This is a genomic window from Microbacterium sp. S308A+ (assembly GCF_049800815.1).
In the GTDB taxonomy this organism is placed as follows: Bacteria; Actinomycetota; Actinomycetes; order Actinomycetales; family Microbacteriaceae; genus Microbacterium.
Genome location: NZ_JBNAFT010000002.1, coordinates 316,922 through 332,943, shown reverse-complemented (window position 1 = coordinate 332,943; position 16,022 = coordinate 316,922). Strand labels below are relative to the sequence as shown.

16 protein-coding genes are annotated in these 16,022 nt (G+C 70.9%); 5 read left to right on the top strand and 11 right to left on the bottom strand.

Translation table 11 applies throughout. The features are described 5' to 3' along the window. Window positions 1-252: 252 nt before the first annotated feature. Window positions 253-1,167, top strand: coding sequence for a sugar kinase (locus tag ACP15J_RS07355; protein ID WP_424936364.1), 915 nt, complete (start codon window positions 253-255; stop codon window positions 1,165-1,167). Between the two features lie 22 nt (window positions 1,168-1,189). Here ACP15J_RS07355 and ACP15J_RS07350 read toward each other — a convergent pair whose 3' ends face one another. From ACP15J_RS07350 to ACP15J_RS07330, 5 genes are read right to left on the bottom strand one after another with little or no spacing between them, the layout of a single operon-like run. Continuing rightward, window positions 1,190-2,047, bottom strand: a complete 858-nt coding sequence (locus ACP15J_RS07350; protein ID WP_424980901.1) for a MurR/RpiR family transcriptional regulator — start codon at window positions 2,045-2,047, stop codon at window positions 1,190-1,192. A 32-nt stretch (window positions 2,048-2,079) separates the two neighbouring features. After that, window positions 2,080-3,576 (bottom strand): glycoside hydrolase family 3 protein, encoded by a 1,497-nt coding sequence (locus ACP15J_RS07345; protein ID WP_424936362.1) that lies wholly within the window; start codon window positions 3,574-3,576, stop codon window positions 2,080-2,082. Next, window positions 3,573-4,406 (bottom strand): carbohydrate ABC transporter permease, encoded by an 834-nt coding sequence (locus tag ACP15J_RS07340; protein ID WP_424936361.1) that lies wholly within the window; start codon window positions 4,404-4,406, stop codon window positions 3,573-3,575. The genes ACP15J_RS07345 and ACP15J_RS07340 overlap by 4 nt, the downstream gene beginning before the upstream one ends. Beyond that, complete coding sequence (locus ACP15J_RS07335) at window positions 4,403-5,386, bottom strand: carbohydrate ABC transporter permease (protein WP_424936360.1); 984 nt, start codon at window positions 5,384-5,386, stop codon at window positions 4,403-4,405. The genes ACP15J_RS07340 and ACP15J_RS07335 overlap by 4 nt, the downstream gene beginning before the upstream one ends. Window positions 5,387-5,395: 9 nt before the next feature. After that, window positions 5,396-6,697, bottom strand: coding sequence for a sugar ABC transporter substrate-binding protein (locus tag ACP15J_RS07330; RefSeq protein WP_424936359.1), 1,302 nt, complete (start codon window positions 6,695-6,697; stop codon window positions 5,396-5,398). 158 nt (window positions 6,698-6,855) lie between these two features. Here ACP15J_RS07330 and ACP15J_RS07325 point away from each other — a divergent pair, with 158 nt between their 5' ends. The 4 genes from ACP15J_RS07325 (at window position 6,856) to ACP15J_RS07310 (ending at window position 9,542) form a co-directional block, all read left to right on the top strand. Continuing rightward, a complete protein-coding gene (locus ACP15J_RS07325; protein WP_424936358.1) occupies window positions 6,856-7,722 on the top strand; it encodes a spermidine synthase in 867 nt (288 codons plus the stop codon). 114 nt (window positions 7,723-7,836) lie between these two features. Beyond that, window positions 7,837-8,364, top strand: a complete 528-nt coding sequence (locus ACP15J_RS07320; RefSeq protein WP_424936357.1) for a hypothetical protein — start codon at window positions 7,837-7,839, stop codon at window positions 8,362-8,364. Between the two features lie 76 nt (window positions 8,365-8,440). Next, on the top strand, window positions 8,441-8,929 hold the full coding sequence (locus ACP15J_RS07315) for a SprT-like domain-containing protein (protein ID WP_424936356.1): 489 nt from the start codon (window positions 8,441-8,443) through the stop codon (window positions 8,927-8,929). 76 nt (window positions 8,930-9,005) lie between these two features. Further along, the gene (locus tag ACP15J_RS07310; RefSeq protein WP_424936355.1) at window positions 9,006-9,542 is read left to right on the top strand and encodes a hypothetical protein; all 537 of its coding nucleotides are present in this window, start codon (window positions 9,006-9,008) and stop codon (window positions 9,540-9,542) included. A 29-nt stretch (window positions 9,543-9,571) separates the two neighbouring features. Here the strand turns inward: ACP15J_RS07310 and ACP15J_RS07305 are convergent, their stop codons facing one another. The 6 genes from ACP15J_RS07305 to ACP15J_RS07280 form a co-directional block, all read right to left on the bottom strand. Continuing rightward, the gene (locus ACP15J_RS07305) at window positions 9,572-11,038 is read right to left on the bottom strand and encodes an FtsX-like permease family protein (protein WP_424936354.1); all 1,467 of its coding nucleotides are present in this window, start codon (window positions 11,036-11,038) and stop codon (window positions 9,572-9,574) included. Beyond that, complete coding sequence (locus ACP15J_RS07300; RefSeq protein ID WP_424936353.1) at window positions 11,035-11,796, bottom strand: ABC transporter ATP-binding protein; 762 nt, start codon at window positions 11,794-11,796, stop codon at window positions 11,035-11,037. Before ACP15J_RS07300 ends, ACP15J_RS07305 begins: the two co-directional genes overlap by 4 nt. Window positions 11,797-11,917: 121 nt before the next feature. Further along, window positions 11,918-12,556 carry a response regulator gene (locus ACP15J_RS07295; RefSeq protein ID WP_424936352.1) on the bottom strand — a complete coding sequence of 213 codons (639 nt, stop codon included), beginning with the start codon at window positions 12,554-12,556 and terminating at the stop codon, window positions 11,918-11,920. Beyond that, the gene (locus ACP15J_RS07290; RefSeq protein ID WP_424936351.1) at window positions 12,553-13,740 is read right to left on the bottom strand and encodes a sensor histidine kinase; all 1,188 of its coding nucleotides are present in this window, start codon (window positions 13,738-13,740) and stop codon (window positions 12,553-12,555) included. Before ACP15J_RS07290 ends, ACP15J_RS07295 begins: the two co-directional genes overlap by 4 nt. Window positions 13,741-13,863: 123 nt before the next feature. After that, window positions 13,864-15,042 carry an AMP-binding protein gene (locus ACP15J_RS07285; protein WP_424936350.1) on the bottom strand — a complete coding sequence of 393 codons (1,179 nt, stop codon included), beginning with the start codon at window positions 15,040-15,042 and terminating at the stop codon, window positions 13,864-13,866. Window positions 15,043-15,046: 4 nt separating this feature from the next. Continuing rightward, window positions 15,047-15,958: a 1,4-dihydroxy-2-naphthoyl-CoA synthase gene (locus ACP15J_RS07280; RefSeq protein ID WP_424936349.1), complete on the bottom strand. Its 912-nt coding sequence runs from the start codon at window positions 15,956-15,958 to the stop codon at window positions 15,047-15,049. Window positions 15,959-16,022 lie beyond the last annotated feature (64 nt).

Genomic DNA, 16,022 nt, shown 5'->3' with positions numbered 1-16,022 from the left:
AAGGGCGTCTCGATTCCTCAGTCGTCAGGTGGAGTGCACCCCTTCCCACGGACCGCACGGAAGGCCACCGCGGCGAAAGCGGGACGTGCGGCGACTGCCGACCACCATATGAGGGCAGGGAGGAGCGAGGCGCAACGATCAACTATACGTCCGATTTCAGGACATGTCCAGCACGATCCTTGACCTTCCCTCTTCGGTGGGGTATATCCGTGCCCCAGGCAGACCACGGCCACGATCCGATAGGGTCGCCACGTGCCCGACACTCCTCTGGTCGCCTGCTTCGGGGAGGGCCTGATCGCGCTCGTCCCGACGACGGCCGGCCCCCTCGAGAACTGCCGCGCCTTCCACCGCTCGCTCGCCGGAGCCGAGTGGAACGTCGCGATCGCCCTGGCCACGGCGGGCACCCGCGCGGCCGTCGTGTCGCGGGTCGGCGACGACGGCTTCGGCCGCTTCCTCCTCGCTGAGCTCGAGACCCACGGGGTCGACGCCACCGCCGTGGAGAGGGACGCCACGGCGCCGACCGGCCTCTACGTCAAGGAGCTCACGGCGCGCAAGGACGGCTCCGTCGACGGCCTGATGCACTACTACCGGGCGGGCTCGGCGGCCACGGCCCTCTCGCCCGAGTCGCTCCGCGCGCCAGCGGCGGCACGCGTGCTCTCCGAGGCGGCGCTCGTCCACACGACGGGGATCACTCCCGCGCTCTCCCCCGGTGCGCGCGCGGCGCAGGACGTCCTCTTCGCCGCCGACCGCGCCTGGCGCCTGAGCTTCGACCTGAACTGGCGTCCTGCTCTCTGGCACGGGCGACGAGACGAGGCTCGCGCCGTGCTCGGCCGGTACATGGCCACAGCGGACATCGTCCAGTGCAGCGCCGCCGACGCGGAACAGCTCCTGGGGACCGGCGACCCGGATCGTCTCAGGGAGATGTTCTCCGCGCCCCGCCATCTCGTCGTCACGCGTGACGACGGCGCGGTGGCCTTCGACGGACAGGAACGGACAGAGGCGGCGGCCGTCGAGACGCCCGTCGTCGAGACGATCGGCGGGGGCGACGCCTTCGCCGCGGGATTCCTCGCCGGCGTGCTGGCCGAGCTCTCCCTCGCGGGATGCCTCGCCCGCGCCCATCGCCTCGCGGCCCGTGCCCTGGCGACCACCCGCGACCACGTCGACTGAGAACGGCCGGCGCCCGGAGGCGTCAGCGACCGATGACGGCGCGTCTGGTCGCCCGGAGCGGCTCGTTCACGGACTCGCCACGATGCTGGACGACGCGCACGAAGAGGACGTCGAGCAAAGCCAGCTGGGCGATGCGGCTCGACATCGCCGCCATGCGCAGCGGCGCCTCCTTGGCCTTGGTGTGCAGGGCGACCTCGCAGACCCGGTCAAGCGGAGAGTTCGGGGCGTTCGTGAGCGCGACGGTCAGCGCGCCCGCGGCACGGGCGACCTCGGCCGACCGCCGAGTCTCCGCGGTCTCCCCGCTGTGCGAGATCGCGATCGCCACGTCGCCCTCTACCAGCAGCGCCGCGCCGGCGACGGCCACATGCGGGTCACCGGAGTGGGTGGCCGCATAGCCGATGCGGGCGAGCTTGAACTGCATGTCCTGGGCGGTGAGCGACGAAGCGCCGTGCCCGAACAGCTGTATCCGCGGGGCGCGCGCGATCGCGGCAGCGACGTGTTCGACCATCGCGAAGTCGACCGCGAGCACGGTCTGCTCGATCGCACCGATCTCGTGCGCGCCGATCTTCGCGGCGACCGTCTCGATGTCGTCGCGGAGGTCGATCAGCGTGTCGTCCAGCCCGAACCTCTCGTGCTCCGCCTGGGCCACCGCGACGGCACGCGCGAACTCCACCCGCAGCTCGCGGTAGCCCGAGAAGCCGAGCGTCTGCGCGAAGCGGGCGACCGTGGAGAGGGAGGTCCCGCACAGTCGTGCGAGATCGGTGATCGCGAGATCGACCACGAGCGTCGGATCCGCGAGGATGCGCTCGGCCACCTTCGTCTCGGCCGCGCTCAGGCCGGGCAGCGCGCCGCGGAGGGCGGCGATCACATCCACGTCCACGCTCCGTTCCCGTTCCGCGCGCGACACGTCCGTCACCGGGGCGCGCCGACCAGCCTCTCGCGTGCCGCGGCGGCGCCGATGCGGCTCGCCGCTCCCACCTCGACGACGGCGAGCGCCATGGGGACGCTCGCCGCGGGAAGCCCCACGTTCACCACGGCGGCGGTCGGGACGGCCTCGGCCACCTCGGCGAGCAGCACACGCTGGCCCTCGTCGGTGTCGATCCGGTCCACGAGCACAGTCACCCGGGCCCCGTCCGCCTCGGCGGCGGCGACGACGTCACGAAGCATCTGGGCGCGCTCCGGCGCGGTCGCCCGCGCCGGGTCGAGGCGGTGTATCGGCCCGCCCTCGGCCAGGGTCGCCGAGACGTACGACGCCGCGCTGTCGACGGCCAGAGACGAACGCCGACGAGCGTCGATCACGGCGAGCGCGGGGGCGGGGGCACCGAGATCACCGCGGACCGTGACCGCACGACGCACGATGGCGACCGCGTCATAGTCGTCACCGCCGCCCCCTCCGCCGGCTTCGGCACGGAGCTTCGCGGCGAGGCGCGAGACCCGCGCACCCGCCTCCGCCACCCGTTCGCGAGAGAGCGACCCGTCGCGCAGAGCGTCGACGATCGCGTCGCGCGCCGCGTGGAAGTCGTGCTCGTCCTGGTCGGGGAGCGCCGCGTCGCCCGGGTTCGTCGGGTTTCCGATACAGAGCAGGTCTGCGCCGGCGGCGAGGGCGCGCACGGCCCCACCGCCGATGCCGACCGACTCACGGACAGCGGCCATGTCGAGGGCGTCCGTGATGATCACGCCGTCGAAGCCCTCGGTGCGGAGCATGCCCAGAACGCGGGGGTTGAGCGTGGCGGGCTCCTCGCCCCAGGCGGGGACGACGATGTGCGCCGTCATCACGGAGTCCGCGCCGGCGGCGATCGCCGCGCGGAAGGGAGCAAGGTGCACACGCGCGAACTCCTCGGGATCGAGGTCCACCGTCGGGAGGTCGTGATGGGAGTCCAGATGAGTGTCGCCGTGCCCGGGGAAATGCTTGACGCAGGCGGCGACGCCTCCGCCCTGGATGCCCTCGACCTCCGCGGCGACATGCCGAGAGACGAGATCGGCGTCGGCGCCGAACGCACGAACCCCGATCACGGGGTTGCGTGGATCGGTGTTGACGTCGGCGACGGGGCCGATGACGACGTCGGCGCCGATCTGCCGGACACGGCGCGCGAGCTCCGCACCGGTCGCACGGGTCGCGTCGACGTCGTCGAGCGCGCCGAGCTGCGCCGCCCCGGGGATGGTGGAACCGGTCGCGGCCTCGATCCGAGTGACGCTGCCGCCCTCCTCGTCGATGCCGATGAGGACGGCAGGGTTGGCCGCGCGGAGCTCAGCGCTCAGCGCAGGGACCCCTGGGCCCATGTTCTGCCCGAAGTACACGACGCCGGCGAGACCGCGCTCCAGCTCGTCGCGAAGCCAGTCGGGTGCAGTGGTCCCGAAGAAGCCGGGCCAGAGCACGCCGTTCGCGAGGCGTTCGAGGTCGTCGCTCATCCCTTCACCGCCCCCGCGACCAGGCCGCTGGACAGGCGACGCTGCACGATCACGAAGAAGATCATGACGGGAACCGTGATGATCGTCGAGGCGGCCATGATGCTGCCCCAGTCGTTGGCGTGCTCGCCGAAGAACGACTTCAGGCCGATCGCGACCGTGTACTGGTCCTTCGCCCCGCCGAGCATCGTCATCGCGAAGATGAACTCGTTCCAGGCGGTGATGAAGCTGAACACGCTCGTCGCGACGAGCCCTGGCATGACGAGGGGAAGCAGCACGGAGCGGAACATCCGCCACCAGCTCGCGCCGTCGATGTAGGCCGCCTCCTCGAGCTCCACCGGGACGGCCTGGACGAAGCCTCGCAGCATCCAGATCCCGAAGGCGAGCGAGAGCGCGACGTACACGACCATGAGTCCGAGGATGCTGTTGAGCAGGCCCAGGCTCTTGACCTGCAGGAACAGCGGGATCACGAGCGCCTCGAGCGGCACCATCTGGACGACGAGGATCATCAGCAGGATCGAGGTGCGGAACTTGAAACGGAAGCGCGCCACGGCGACGGCGGCGAGGAGGCACACCAGCGCGCTCACCAGCACGGTCACGAGCGCGACGACGAGGGAGTTGCGCAGGAAGGTGCCGAAGCCGCCCTCCGTGAGCACGAAGGCGAAGTTGTCGAGCGACGGCTCCTGGGGAAGCAGCGACTGGCCGCCGCTGGACGCCTTCTTGTCGAAGGCGCTGGAGAGCATCCAGTACACCGGGAAGAGGGTGAAGAGCAGGACGGCGGCGACGCCGACGCCGAGTCCGATGCGGGACAGGACGCGATTGCGGGGTTTCACAGCTCGTCCTCCTTCATGAGGGCGCGGACATACACGACCGTGATCGCCAGCAGCACGAGCGTGAGGAGCACGGCGAGAGCGGAGCCGAACCCGTAGCGGTTCTGTCCGAACGACTCGACGTAGGACCACACGCCGAGGTTGAGCACGGAGCGGTTGCCGCCGTTGCCCCCCGGCATCAGATACACCTGCGCGAAGACCTTGAAGTCCCAGATCGTCGACAGGATGATCACGACCGAGAACACGGGCTTCAGAGTGGGGAAGATGATCTTCCAGAAGCGACGCCACGCCCCTGCGCCGTCGAGCTCGGCGGCCTCCAGCATCTCCTTCGAGACTCCGAGGAGGCCCGCGAGCACGGTGACCGCGACGAACGGGAAGCCGTGGTGCACGATGTTCAGGAGCACGATGGCGTAGAACGCCCACTGGTTGGTGAACCAGTTGACCGGGCCGTCGATGAGCCCCCACTGCTGGAGCAGGGCGTTGAAGACGCCGCGATCGGCGTCGAAGATCCAGGTCCACACATAGGTGCCGGTCACGGCGGGCATCGCCCAGGCGACCATGATGCAGCTGGAGACGATGGTGCGCCACACCGTGCCCAGACGAGCCAGCAGCAGGGCGACGAGGGTGCCGACGGTGACCGTGGCGACGACGGCGACGGCCGCGAAGCCGACGGTGTTCGGGAGCACGACGGTCCACAGGGTCGGATTGGTCAGTGCTTCGACGTAGTTGTCGAACCCGATGAAGTTCGTCTTGCCGGTGTTGATCTCACGCAGGCCGTAGTCCTGCAGGGAGAAGACGAACACCTGCACGAGCGGCCAGAGCATGAGCACGGCCAGGATGATCAGCGCCGGTGCCAGCAGGAGCCAGGGGCGGGCGGTCACCCAGCTCGGCTTCTTCCTGCCGCGGCCGGACGGGCCGCCGGCCACGGGGGCGGAGCGGCGCTCCGCCCCCGTGGCCGGCAGTGGTGCTTGCACCATCGACATGGAGGTGTCCTACTTCTTGTTGAGCAGGTCGGTCATCTCCTTGGCAGCGTCCTTCGTCGCGGCCGCGACGTCCTTCTGCCCGCTGAGGATGGCCTGCATCATGGAGTTGGTCGTCTTCTTCGCCTGGACGGCGCCGAAGTTCGGGGTGACCGGGACGGACGCGCCGCCCTCGACCATCTGCTGCGCGAAGGGCGCCACGAGCGGGTCGGTCGAGGCCAGCGCCTCCTTCATCGCGGACTGCACGCCCGGGAAGTAGCCGGTCTGGCTCGCCCACTTCTCCGCGAAGGCCCCGGTGGTCATCATCTTCACGAACGCCCAGGACAGCTCGGGGTTCTTCGTGTTGTTGAAGACGGAGAGGTGCGATCCGCCGAGGACGGACGGTGCGATGTCGCCCTTCTCGCCAGGGATGACGGCGGCACCGATCTTGCCCTGCAGGTCGGGGTTGGACTCGATCAGGCTCTTCGGGGTCCACGAGCCGGAGAGCATCATGGCGACGTTGCCCTTGCTGAACGCGTCACGCAGATCGGTCTCCTTCCACGTGGTCGCTCCCGCCGAGGAGAAGCCGTGCTTGGTGGCCAGGTCGGTGTAGAACTGGATGCCCGCCTGCGACTTCTCGCTGTCGAGCTCGCTCGTCCAGGTGCCGTCCTTCTCGGTGGCGACCTCGCCGCCGGCGCCCCAGACCCAGGGGTAGACCTGGAACTCGGCGTCACCGGGGACCGGGAACGGCATCATGTCGGGCTTGGCCGCCTTGATGGCCTCGCCGGCCTTGACGATGTCGTCCCAGCTCTGCGGTGCCTTCAGGCCCAGCTCCTGGAAGACGTCGGTGCGGTACACGATCGAGCGGACGCCCGCGTACCACGGCATGCCGTAGAGCTCCTTGTCGTAGGTGCCCGCGACCTTCAGCCCCTCGACGAGATCGTCCTTCAGGCCCTTCTCCGCGTCCACGTAGGTGTCCAGCGGCAGCAGCGCGCCCGCGTCGGCGAACTCGGCGGTCCAGGTGGTGCCCGTCTCGGCGACGTCGGGAGTGGTGCCACCGGCGATCGAGGTCACGAAGCGGTCGTGGGCGTCGGCCCACTGCACCTCCTCGACCTTGACCTTGGCACCGGTCTCCTTCTCGAACTCGGCCGAGACCTCGTCGTAGAAGGCGGAAGCGTCGGGGTTGGTGCCCTTCATGATCCAGACGGTGAGGGTCTTGCCCTTACCGTCGACCGGGCCGCTGCTCGCCGCCGGGGTGCTGCCGCCGGAGCAGGCTGCGAGGCCCAGCGTTGCCGCGGCGCCGAGCGCCACGAGCGGGAGGATGCGCTTCTTCATCGGGGAATCTCCTCTTTGAAAGTTCCTGGGCGACGTCGGATTCACTCGCCTGTGTGAAAAAGTATCTACGATGAACAAATTGCGTGCAAGTTACTTCCAGGGTCGTGATCGACCCGTGACCTAGGGCCCCGCCTGCCGCCGGCCGTAGGCTCGTAGGCATGGGAAGGACACGTGCGCAGGCAGCCGAGCACCCGTCTGCGCGACTCTCGTCCGGCTCGATCGCCCGGGTGCTCCCCGCCGAGTTCGGCGGCGGCTACGAGCTGCTCATAGACGAGACCCCGCAGTCCCACGTCGACCAGGAGGACCCGACCCACCTGCACTTCGAGTACGTCGCGCGGATGGGCGCCCTGATCGACCAGCTGGGAGAGCCTGGCGCCGCGCTCACCGCGGTGCATCTCGGCGCCGGAGGGATGACGCTCCCCCGGTATGTCGCCGCGACCCGCCCCGGCTCGCGGCAGCAGGTGATCGAGCTGGAGGCGCCCCTCGTGGAGCTCGTCCGCACCCAGCTCCCGCTTCCCCGCGGCGCATCGATACGGATCCGGGTCGGGGACGCCAGGGAAGGCATCGGACGACTGCCCGCGGCGATGACCGGACGGGTCGACCTCGTGATCGCCGACGTCTACTCCGGCGCGCAGACGCCGGCGCACCTGACCAGCGTGGAGTTCTACCGGGAGATCGCCGCTCTCCTCGCCCCGCATGGCGTGCTGCTCGTGAACGTCGCCGACGGACCAGGTCTCGCCTTCGCCCGACGCCAGGTCGCGACCATCCGCGCCGTGCTCTCCGAGGTCGCCATCCTCGCCGACGCACAGATCCTGAAGGGGCGCCGCTTCGGCAACCTGGTCCTGGCTGCCGCCGCGACGCCGCTCCGCGCCGACGCACTCCCCCGGGTCCTCGCGGCCGGCCCCCATCCGGCCAAGGTCGCACAGGGGGCCGAGGTCGCCGCCTTCGCCCGCGACGCCGCGATCGTCACGGACGCGACCGCGGTCGACTCCCCTCGTCCCGACGCCGGGATCTTCCTGCGCTGATCACCGCTCACCGAGCTCGGCGACGAGTTCGTCACCCCTGGCGCGCCGGTTCGCAAAGCCCCGGACAGGGAGGCAGACTGGAGGATGAGATCGCCGAGCGGGGAGGACGGACACGTGGGATTCATCAAGGGATACGACCCCGAGAACCTCCGCGAAGTCGTCGATCCGGTCGAATGCGAGGCACGGCTGGACGAGATCGAGCAGCAGCGCAGCCTCCCGGCCCTCCTCGAGCGGGTCTGGCTCCTGAAGGTGCTCGGACGCCTGGACGAAGCCCTCGCTCTCGCCGACGAGACCGTGCGCCAGGTCCGCATGGCCGGGACCCGGAAGGACCTCCTGCGGGCGCGGATCCTCAGGGCGACGGTGTTGCAGTTCCAGGGCGCCTACGCGGCCGCCGACCAGGAGCTGGCGACCTGCGTCGACGAGGCCGAGGGGCAGGGGTGGGTGGCGATCGCCGCCTTCGCGCATCAGCACCACGGAAAGACCGCGCTCGAGTCCGGCGACTTCGACCAGGCCAGAGAGAGCTTCAAGCGCACGCTGTTTCTCCGCCGCGAGGCCGGTGCCGACGATGCGGCGCTCGAGTCCGCTCTCCTCGCGATCGAGGCGGTCGAACGCCTCCGCGGCCTCGCGCTCGTCGCGGGCTGACCACCGGAGCGATCGCCTTCTCTTCCTTTGCCGGTCGCGCGTCACCGATGTCCCCGGGATGACCTACTCTTTCCCCATGGCTGATCTGGCCCGTGTGCGCCTCTGGGGCGAGGCTCTGCTGCGAGCGCATCTCGACGGCACCTGGTCCTTCGGGTTCGACAACGCCAAGCGCCGCGCGGGGCAGTGCGATTTCCGCGACCGCCGGATCACCGTCTCTCGGTATCTGGCCGCGCGCTTCGACGACGATGAGATCCATCAGGTGCTTCTGCACGAGGTGGCGCACGCGCTCGCCGGACACGAGGCGGCCCACGGCCCGTCCTGGAAGCAGATCGCCCGTGACCTCGGCTACGTGGGCGGGACGACCCACACAGGCGAGACCGCGACCGAGCTCGCGCCCTGGGTGGGCCGTTGTCCGGCCGGGCACACGGCGTACCGCCATCGCCGCCCGTCACGGCCCACGTCATGCGCGCGCTGCTCCCGCCGCTTCGACGAGCGCTTCGCCTTCGTCTGGACCCGCCGGGAGATCACCCCGGCCGACCGGCTGGCGGCGAGCGCCCCCCGCTGAGCGAGACGGCACGGAACCGATCTCCTTGCCTCACACGACGACGCCGGCATCCGGACGACGGTGCTTGGATGGGGAGATGAGGATCCTGCTGAAGCTCACGCTCGACACGGATGCCGACGCGGCATGGCGGGCGCTGCACTCCCCGACGGTCCTGGCCGAGATGTACGGCCCGTTCGTGACCGTCGATCCGCTCGACCCGGCCGAGGCCGAGGCGGTTGCCGGATCGCTCGACCCTCGTGCCTCGACCGGGGTGCGGCTGCGTCTGCTGGGCGTCATCCCGCTGGGTCGGCAGCTGATCGCGGTCTCGGACCGCCGCCTCAGCCACGGCGGCGCCATGGTGCGGATCCTCCGAGACAGCGGCATTCCCCTCACCGGGCCGCTCGCCGCGCTGGACGTCTGGGATCATCAGCTGGCCGTCGCTCCGGTCTCCGGGGACCCCACACGGACCCTCTGGCGTGAGCGGCTGGTGATCGGCGGGCCGACGGCTGCGCTGTTCTGGCCCTCGCTGTGGCTCACGTGGCAGTGGCGGGCGCGGCGGATCCGCCGACTCGCCCGCCACTGGGCCCACGATCCGGGACCCGTCGCGACGCGGAACCCGCTCCCCGCCTCCTGACCCGCGCTCCTTGACGCCGCAGGGGCACGTCAGTCGGCCGCGAGGGCCTCGACGGGGGCCACCCGCGTGGCCAGTCGCGTCGGGGTGACCGAGGCGATGAGGGTGAGCGCCGCGGTCGCGACCACGATCGCCACGACCGGCGCCCACGGCACGGCGGGGGCGACGAGGCCAGCGGGCTCGAAGTCCGGCATCACCGGCAGAGACCCGAGGAGCGACTGCGCGGCGATCCATCCGTAGGCGATGCCGAGCACGAGCCCCGTGATCGTCGCCGCGACCGTGATGTGCACGGCCTCGAGCAGCACCATCAGCCGGATCTGGCGGCCGGTGAGTCCGATCGCCCGGAGAAGGCCCAGCTCGCGGCGGCGCTGGACGACGCCGATCGTGAGGAGGTTCACGAGGCCGACGGAGGCGATCACGGCCGAGATCGCGACGAGGATCATCATGACCGAGGCGAAGGCGTCCATCGGCGCGAGGTAGATGTCGGGATCTCCCTCGCCGGTCTGGCGAAGCAGGAGCGCCTTGGCCGACTCCATCGCCACCGCGAACATCGTCACAAGCGTCACGCCCATGACCACCCCGATCGCCGTACGGCTGGAGCGCTCCGGATAGCGCAGAGCGTTCTCCGCCGCGAGACGAGCGGTGGGGCCGGCTCCGAACAGGCGTCCTACCAGGCGGAGGACCGGCGGCATCACAAGGGTCGCGCCGATGGAGAGTCCCGTGAACGAGAGCACACCGCCGAAGAACGCGATCACCACGCCGAGGGGGCTGGTGAGACCCGCCACGACCCCGGCCGCGAGCAGCAGCGCGCCGCCGATGAGGAGGATCAGCGCCCCGACATGACGCCCGGGGCGGCTGGCGACCTCCTCGTGTGTGCGATCGGCGGATCCGCCCAGCGCCTGCAGCGGCGTCACGACGAGCACTCGGCGGGAGCCGGCCCACGCCGCGACCCAGGTCGTCAGCACCACGCCTATCACCGGCAGCAGGACACCCGGTTGCAAGAGCGAGAACGACGCCGGAGGATGCGGCAGCATCGCTCCGCCGATCACAGCACCCGCCGCCGAGATGCCGATGCCGACCGCGAGCCCGACGAGGGCGCCGATCATCCCCACCACGAAGCCCTGTCTGGCGACCTCGGTGCGCTGCGCGCGGGCCGACGCCCCGATCAGGCGCATGAGGGCGATCCGGCGCGTGCGTCCGGCGACGATCGTGGCGAAGGTGTTGGCCGTGACGATCGCGGCGACGTACATCGCCACACCGGCGAGCAGGACGGAGAGGATGGCGACGACGACCGCGAGCGTCCCGCTCTCGCCGATCTCCGGATCCGCTTTCAGCATGGCGCCGATGTAGACCGTCACCTCGACGAGGAAGACGCCGAAGGCTGCCGCCAGGGTCGCGACGAGGATGCTCGCCCCCATGCCGCGATCACGCAGCCAGCCGAGCCGGGACGGGCTCAGGGGCGTCTCCAGCAACGTGCCGGATGCCGTCGCCGCGGTCATGCCGACACCTCCGCTGCGAGCATGTAGGCGGCGATCTCCTCGGCGCTCTGACGCGGATGGTCCGCCTGGATCCGCCCGTCGCCGAGGAACAGCACCCGGTCCGCGTGGCTCGCGGCGATCGCGTCGTGGGTCACCATGGCGATGGACTGTCCATGGTCTCGGCTCGCGGCGGCAAGGAGCTGGAGGACCTCGCGCCCCGTCGCCGAGTCGAGGTTGCCCGTCGGCTCATCGGCGAAGACGAGGTCGGGAGCCGTGGCGAGCGCGCGAGCGATCGCCACGCGCTGCTGCTGGCCGCCGGAGAGCTGGTGCGGGCGATGACGCAGCCGCTTGCCGAGCCCGAGGGTCTCGATCAGCCCGTCGATCCGGGCCCGCTCGACCGCGGAGGGACGCCGCCCGTCGAGCTCGAACGGCAGCAGGATGTTGCCGAGCGCGTCGAGGGTCGGGATGAGGTTGAACGCCTGGAAGATGAAGCCGACCCTGCGGCGACGCAGCACCGTCAGGTCGAGGTCCCCGAGGCCGGTGATCTCGGTGTCGCCGATCCATGCGCGCCCCTCAGTGGGGGCGTCGAGGCCCGCCATGATGTGCATGAGCGTCGACTTGCCGGACCCGGACGGCCCCATGATCGCGGTGAACTGCCCCCGGCGGATGCCGACGCTGACGTCGTCGAGGGCACGAACCGCACCCTCGCCTGCGCCGTAGGTCTTGGTCAGGTGCTGGACGCGGGCGGCGAGGCCCAGGTCGCTGGTCGTGATCTCCATACCGACGACGCTACGGATCGGTGGCCTCGCGCCACGTCGGTCACAGGATGCATCCGCATACATCCGGAGGATGATCCGCCGCCCGACGTCCCGGATATCGGGTCGGGACGGGCGCGCGGGCTCAGTTCAGGCCGTGCTCGAAGGCGAACACGACGAGCTGGACCCGGTCGCGGAGGCCGAGCTTGGTGAGGATGCGGCTGATGTGCGTCTTCACCGTGGCCTCGGACAGGAACTCGCGGGACGCGATCTCGGCGTTCGAGAGCCCGCGTGCAGCGAGCGCGAAGATCTCCCGCTCGCGCTCGGTGAGGTCCTCATAGCTCGACGGGATCGGGGCGGGCTGGGGGGCCGCGAAATGCGCGAACAGGTCGCGCGTCGCGGAGGCGGCGATCACGCTCGATCCCGAATGGACGGTGCGGATCGCGGCGAGCAGGAACTCCGGGTCCGCGTCCTTGAGCAGGAAGCCGCTCGCACCCTGCCGGATGGCCCGCGCCGCGGCCTCGTCCAGATCGAACGTGGTGAGCATCACCACACGGGGCGGGTCCGGCTCGCCGAGGATGTGCGAGGTCGCGGTGAGGCCGTCCATCACGGGCATCCGGATGTCCATCATCACCACGTCCGGACGCGTCCGTCGCACCACGTCGATCGCCTCGACGCCGTCGCTCGCCTCGCCCACGACCTCCAGGTCGGCCTGCGACGCGACGAGCATCCGCACACCCGCGCGGAAGAGCGCCTGATCGTCCACGAGCACGACCCGGATCATCCGACACCTCCGATCGGGAGCGTCGCGTCCACGACGAACCACTCGCCCGCACGCTCGGCCGCCAGCGTACCGCCCACGAGCTGTGCGCGCTCGCGCATCCCCACGATCCCGTGGCCGCCCGAGCCGTGTGCGGGGGCGGCGCCGGCCTCGTTCGCAACCCGCAGGACGACCCGGTCCGGCCACCACGACAGGCGGACGTCGACCTCGCCGCGACCGTGCCGCAGGGCGTTGGTCAGCGCTTCCTGGAGGATCCGGTAGACGGCGAGCTGGATCGCCCCGGGCGGCTCACCTGGCGGCATCGGATCCACGGTCACGCGCGGCTCGACGCCCGCCGCGCGCACCTGCGCGTAGAGCGTCTCCAGATCGGCGAGCGTGGGCTGCGGACCCTCGCCCTGACGGTGCCGGAGCTGCGTCAGCAGCAGCCGCACGTCGGAGAGGGCGGCGCGCGCGGTCTGCCCGATCGTCGTCAGGGCGGCCGTCGCGGCCGCGGGATCGGCGGCGGCCGCATACCGGGCGCCGTCGGACTGCGCGATCACCACGGCGAGGGAGTGCGCGACGACGTCGTGCATGTCCCGCGCGATCCGCACCCGTTCCTGCTCCGACGCGGCCATCGCCTCGGCGCGCACCTGAGCGTCGCGGGTGCGCCGACCGTTCAGGACCTGACGCCAGAGGGCGCCGGCTCCCCAGCCGATCACGAGGGCGAAGATGACGAGCGCGCTCACGAAGACGAAGAGGGTCGAGACCTTCACACCGAAATCCGGTTGGTCGACGTAACCGGGGGCGATGGCCAGCGCAGTGTAACCGCCCGCCACCGTCCCGCCCACGAGCGCCGAGCCCGCGCCCCACCAGAGCACCGCTCTACTGCCCCAGGCGGCCGTCGCGAAGAGCACGATCGGGATCGCCAGGTTGTACCCGGTGGGCCAGAACCCGGCCGCCATCTGCATGATCGCCGCGACCCAGGCGACGATCAGGCCGAGCTGCGGCGAGAGACGGCTGATCGCCGCCGCTCCCCACATCAGGACACCGACGAGGGCGTAGAGCGTGGTGGTCATCGACGAGGAGGGCAGCCATTGGCTGAGGCTCCCCGAGCTGACGACGAGCGAGATCGGCAGCGTGACCATGAGGCCCAGCACGGAACCGACGATGTCGAGCACGAGCCAGGGACGCGGAACGGAACGGAACACCCCTCTCACGCTACGCGAGCGTGCACGGCAGATCGTCCCTCCGGAGATGTATAGGAGCGCCGGAGGTCAGCCGTCACGCCCGATGTCGAGGACCCGCCGCCCAGGTTCAGGCCGAAGGGCGGCTCAGATCCCGGAACGTGGACCCGAGCCGTGTGCCGCCTCATGGAGGATCCGCCGGATCGCCGTCCGGTCGGGTTTTCCCGAGGCGAGCAGCGGCACCTCCTCGACCGGCAGCACGATCGAGGGGCGGGCGGCGACGCCCAGCACCGTGCCGACCGCCTCCCGAAGCGCGCCCAGATGCTCCCCGCCGGCAGGCGCCTCTGCAGGCAGGTCGGCGCCGGGAAGCTCTCCCCGCGGCACGACCACCCCCGGGCTCTCGCCCCAGCGGTCGTCGTCGACCCCGACGACGACCGCGCCGCCGAACCCCGCGAGACCGCGGACGACCGCCTCCACACGGTCGAGCGAGACGTTGACGCCGCCCGAGACGATCACGTTGTCGACGCGGCCGACCACCCGGACGATCCCGTCCCGGACCTCGCCGAGATCTCCCGTCCGATACCACCGGACGCCCGCGTCCCAGATGAAGCGATCGGCGGTCTGCACCTCGTCGCCGAGATAGCCGGCGGCGAGCGTCGGCCCGGCGATCTGCAGCTCACCGTCGACGGCCCGCACCCTCACGACGTCCAGGGGGGTCCGTTCGTAGACGCAGCCGCCGCTCGTCTCGCTGGATCCGTATGTCCGGACGAGACGCACGCCGAGATCCGCCGCACGATCACGCAGAGACGGCGGGAGCGCCTGCCCCCCGACGAGGATGGCATCGAACCGTCCCAGCGCGTCACGGACCCTGGCATCGTCCGCCGCCTCGACGAGCGTGGCCAGCTGGGCGGGGACGAGCGAGGTCAACGCCGGCTCCCGGTCCAGCTCCGCCGCCGCGTCGAGGAAGGAGCCGACAGCGAAGCGCCCGCGGAGCGCGACGGGTCGGGTGCCCGCGAGCAAGGAGCGCACGAGCACCTGCAGGCCGGCGACGTAGCCCGCGGGGAGGGCGAGCAGCCACTGTCCCGCTCCGATCCGCGCCGCCGTCGCCTCGGCGCTCGCGCGCAACGCCGCCGCGCTCAGCACCACACGCTTGGGCACGCCCGACGAGCCGGACGTCGCGATCACGACCGCGGTCCCCTCCGGCACGCGATCGGCGGCACCCGGGTCGAATCCCAGGGCGAGCGGGGCGCTCCCGTCGAGGGCCGCCTCGACCGCCCGGGGCAACCCGCGATGGTCGGTGACGTCGGTCGTGCGCAGCGGGATCATGGGCTCAGAAGTGCCAGGGGTAGGGAGACCAATCGGGCTCGCGCTTCTCCAGGAAGGAGTCGCGTCCCTCCACCGCCTCGTCCGACCCATAGGCGAGACGGGTGGCCTCCCCCGCGAAGACCTGCTGGCCGACGAGCCCGTCGTCCACCGCGTTGAACGCGAACTTCAGCATCCTGATCGCGGTCGGCGACTTCGTGAGGATCGTCCGTGCCATCGCGATCGCCTCCCGCTCCAGCTCAGCGTGCGGCACCACGCGGTTCACGGCCCCGGCCTCGTAGGCACGCTGGGCCGAGTACTCCTCGGCGAGGAAGAACACCTCGCGCGCGAACTTCTGCCCCGTCTGACGTGCCATATAGGCCGAGCCGTAGCCGGCGTCGAAGGATCCCACGTCCGCGTCGGTCTGCTTGAACCGCCCGTGCTCAGCGGACACGATCGTGAGGTCGCACACCACATGCAGCGAATGCCCTCCGCCGGCGGCCCAGCCGGGGACGACCGCGATCACGACCTTCGGCATGAACCGGATGAGCCGCTGCACCTCGAGGATATGCAGCCGACCGGCGCGGGCAGGGTCCTGCACCTCCCCCTCCGCGTCCGAGTACTTGTATCCGTCACGTCCGCGAATCCGCTGGTCGCCGCCGGAGCAGAACGCCCAGCCGCCGTCTCTGGGACTCGGGCCGTTGCCGGTGAGCAGGACCACGCCGATCCTCGGGTCCTGCCGAGCGACATCGAGCGCGCGGAACAGCTCGTCCACGGTATGGGGGCGGAAGGCGTTGCGCACCTCCGGACGGTCGAACGCGATCCGCGCGATCCTGCCGTCCTGCGAGACATGGGCGGTGATGTCCGTGTACGCGTCCGCCCCCGGGGCGAGACGCCACTCGGCGGGGTCGAACAGGGCGGAGACGGCTGCTTCGGTCACGCCGTCCAGCCTATTCCCGCCCACCCTGTCGCCCGTCCCGTGCCTCCCCGCGGGGGACGGGACG

What these genes read in the sequence shown, in the direction of transcription:
- ACP15J_RS07305 (WP_424936354.1), bottom strand. Translation starts at nt 11,038, where the DNA reads ATGACCGCGGCGACGGCATCCGGCACGTTGCTGGAGACGCCCCTGAGC.
- ACP15J_RS07300 (WP_424936353.1), bottom strand. Translation starts at nt 11,796, where the DNA reads ATGGAGATCACGACCAGCGACCTGGGCCTCGCCGCCCGCGTCCAGCAC.
- ACP15J_RS07345 (WP_424936362.1), bottom strand. Translation starts at nt 3,576, where the DNA reads ATGAGCGACGACCTCGAACGCCTCGCGAACGGCGTGCTCTGGCCCGGC.
- ACP15J_RS07330 (WP_424936359.1), bottom strand. Translation starts at nt 6,697, where the DNA reads ATGAAGAAGCGCATCCTCCCGCTCGTGGCGCTCGGCGCCGCGGCAACG.
- ACP15J_RS07285 (WP_424936350.1), bottom strand. Translation starts at nt 15,042, where the DNA reads ATGATCCCGCTGCGCACGACCGACGTCACCGACCATCGCGGGTTGCCC.
- ACP15J_RS07335 (WP_424936360.1), bottom strand. Translation starts at nt 5,386, where the DNA reads ATGTCGATGGTGCAAGCACCACTGCCGGCCACGGGGGCGGAGCGCCGC.
- ACP15J_RS07315 (WP_424936356.1), top strand. Translation starts at nt 8,441, where the DNA reads ATGGCTGATCTGGCCCGTGTGCGCCTCTGGGGCGAGGCTCTGCTGCGA.
- ACP15J_RS07325 (WP_424936358.1), top strand. Translation starts at nt 6,856, where the DNA reads ATGGGAAGGACACGTGCGCAGGCAGCCGAGCACCCGTCTGCGCGACTC.
- ACP15J_RS07310 (WP_424936355.1), top strand. Translation starts at nt 9,006, where the DNA reads ATGAGGATCCTGCTGAAGCTCACGCTCGACACGGATGCCGACGCGGCA.
- ACP15J_RS07295 (WP_424936352.1), bottom strand. Translation starts at nt 12,556, where the DNA reads ATGATCCGGGTCGTGCTCGTGGACGATCAGGCGCTCTTCCGCGCGGGT.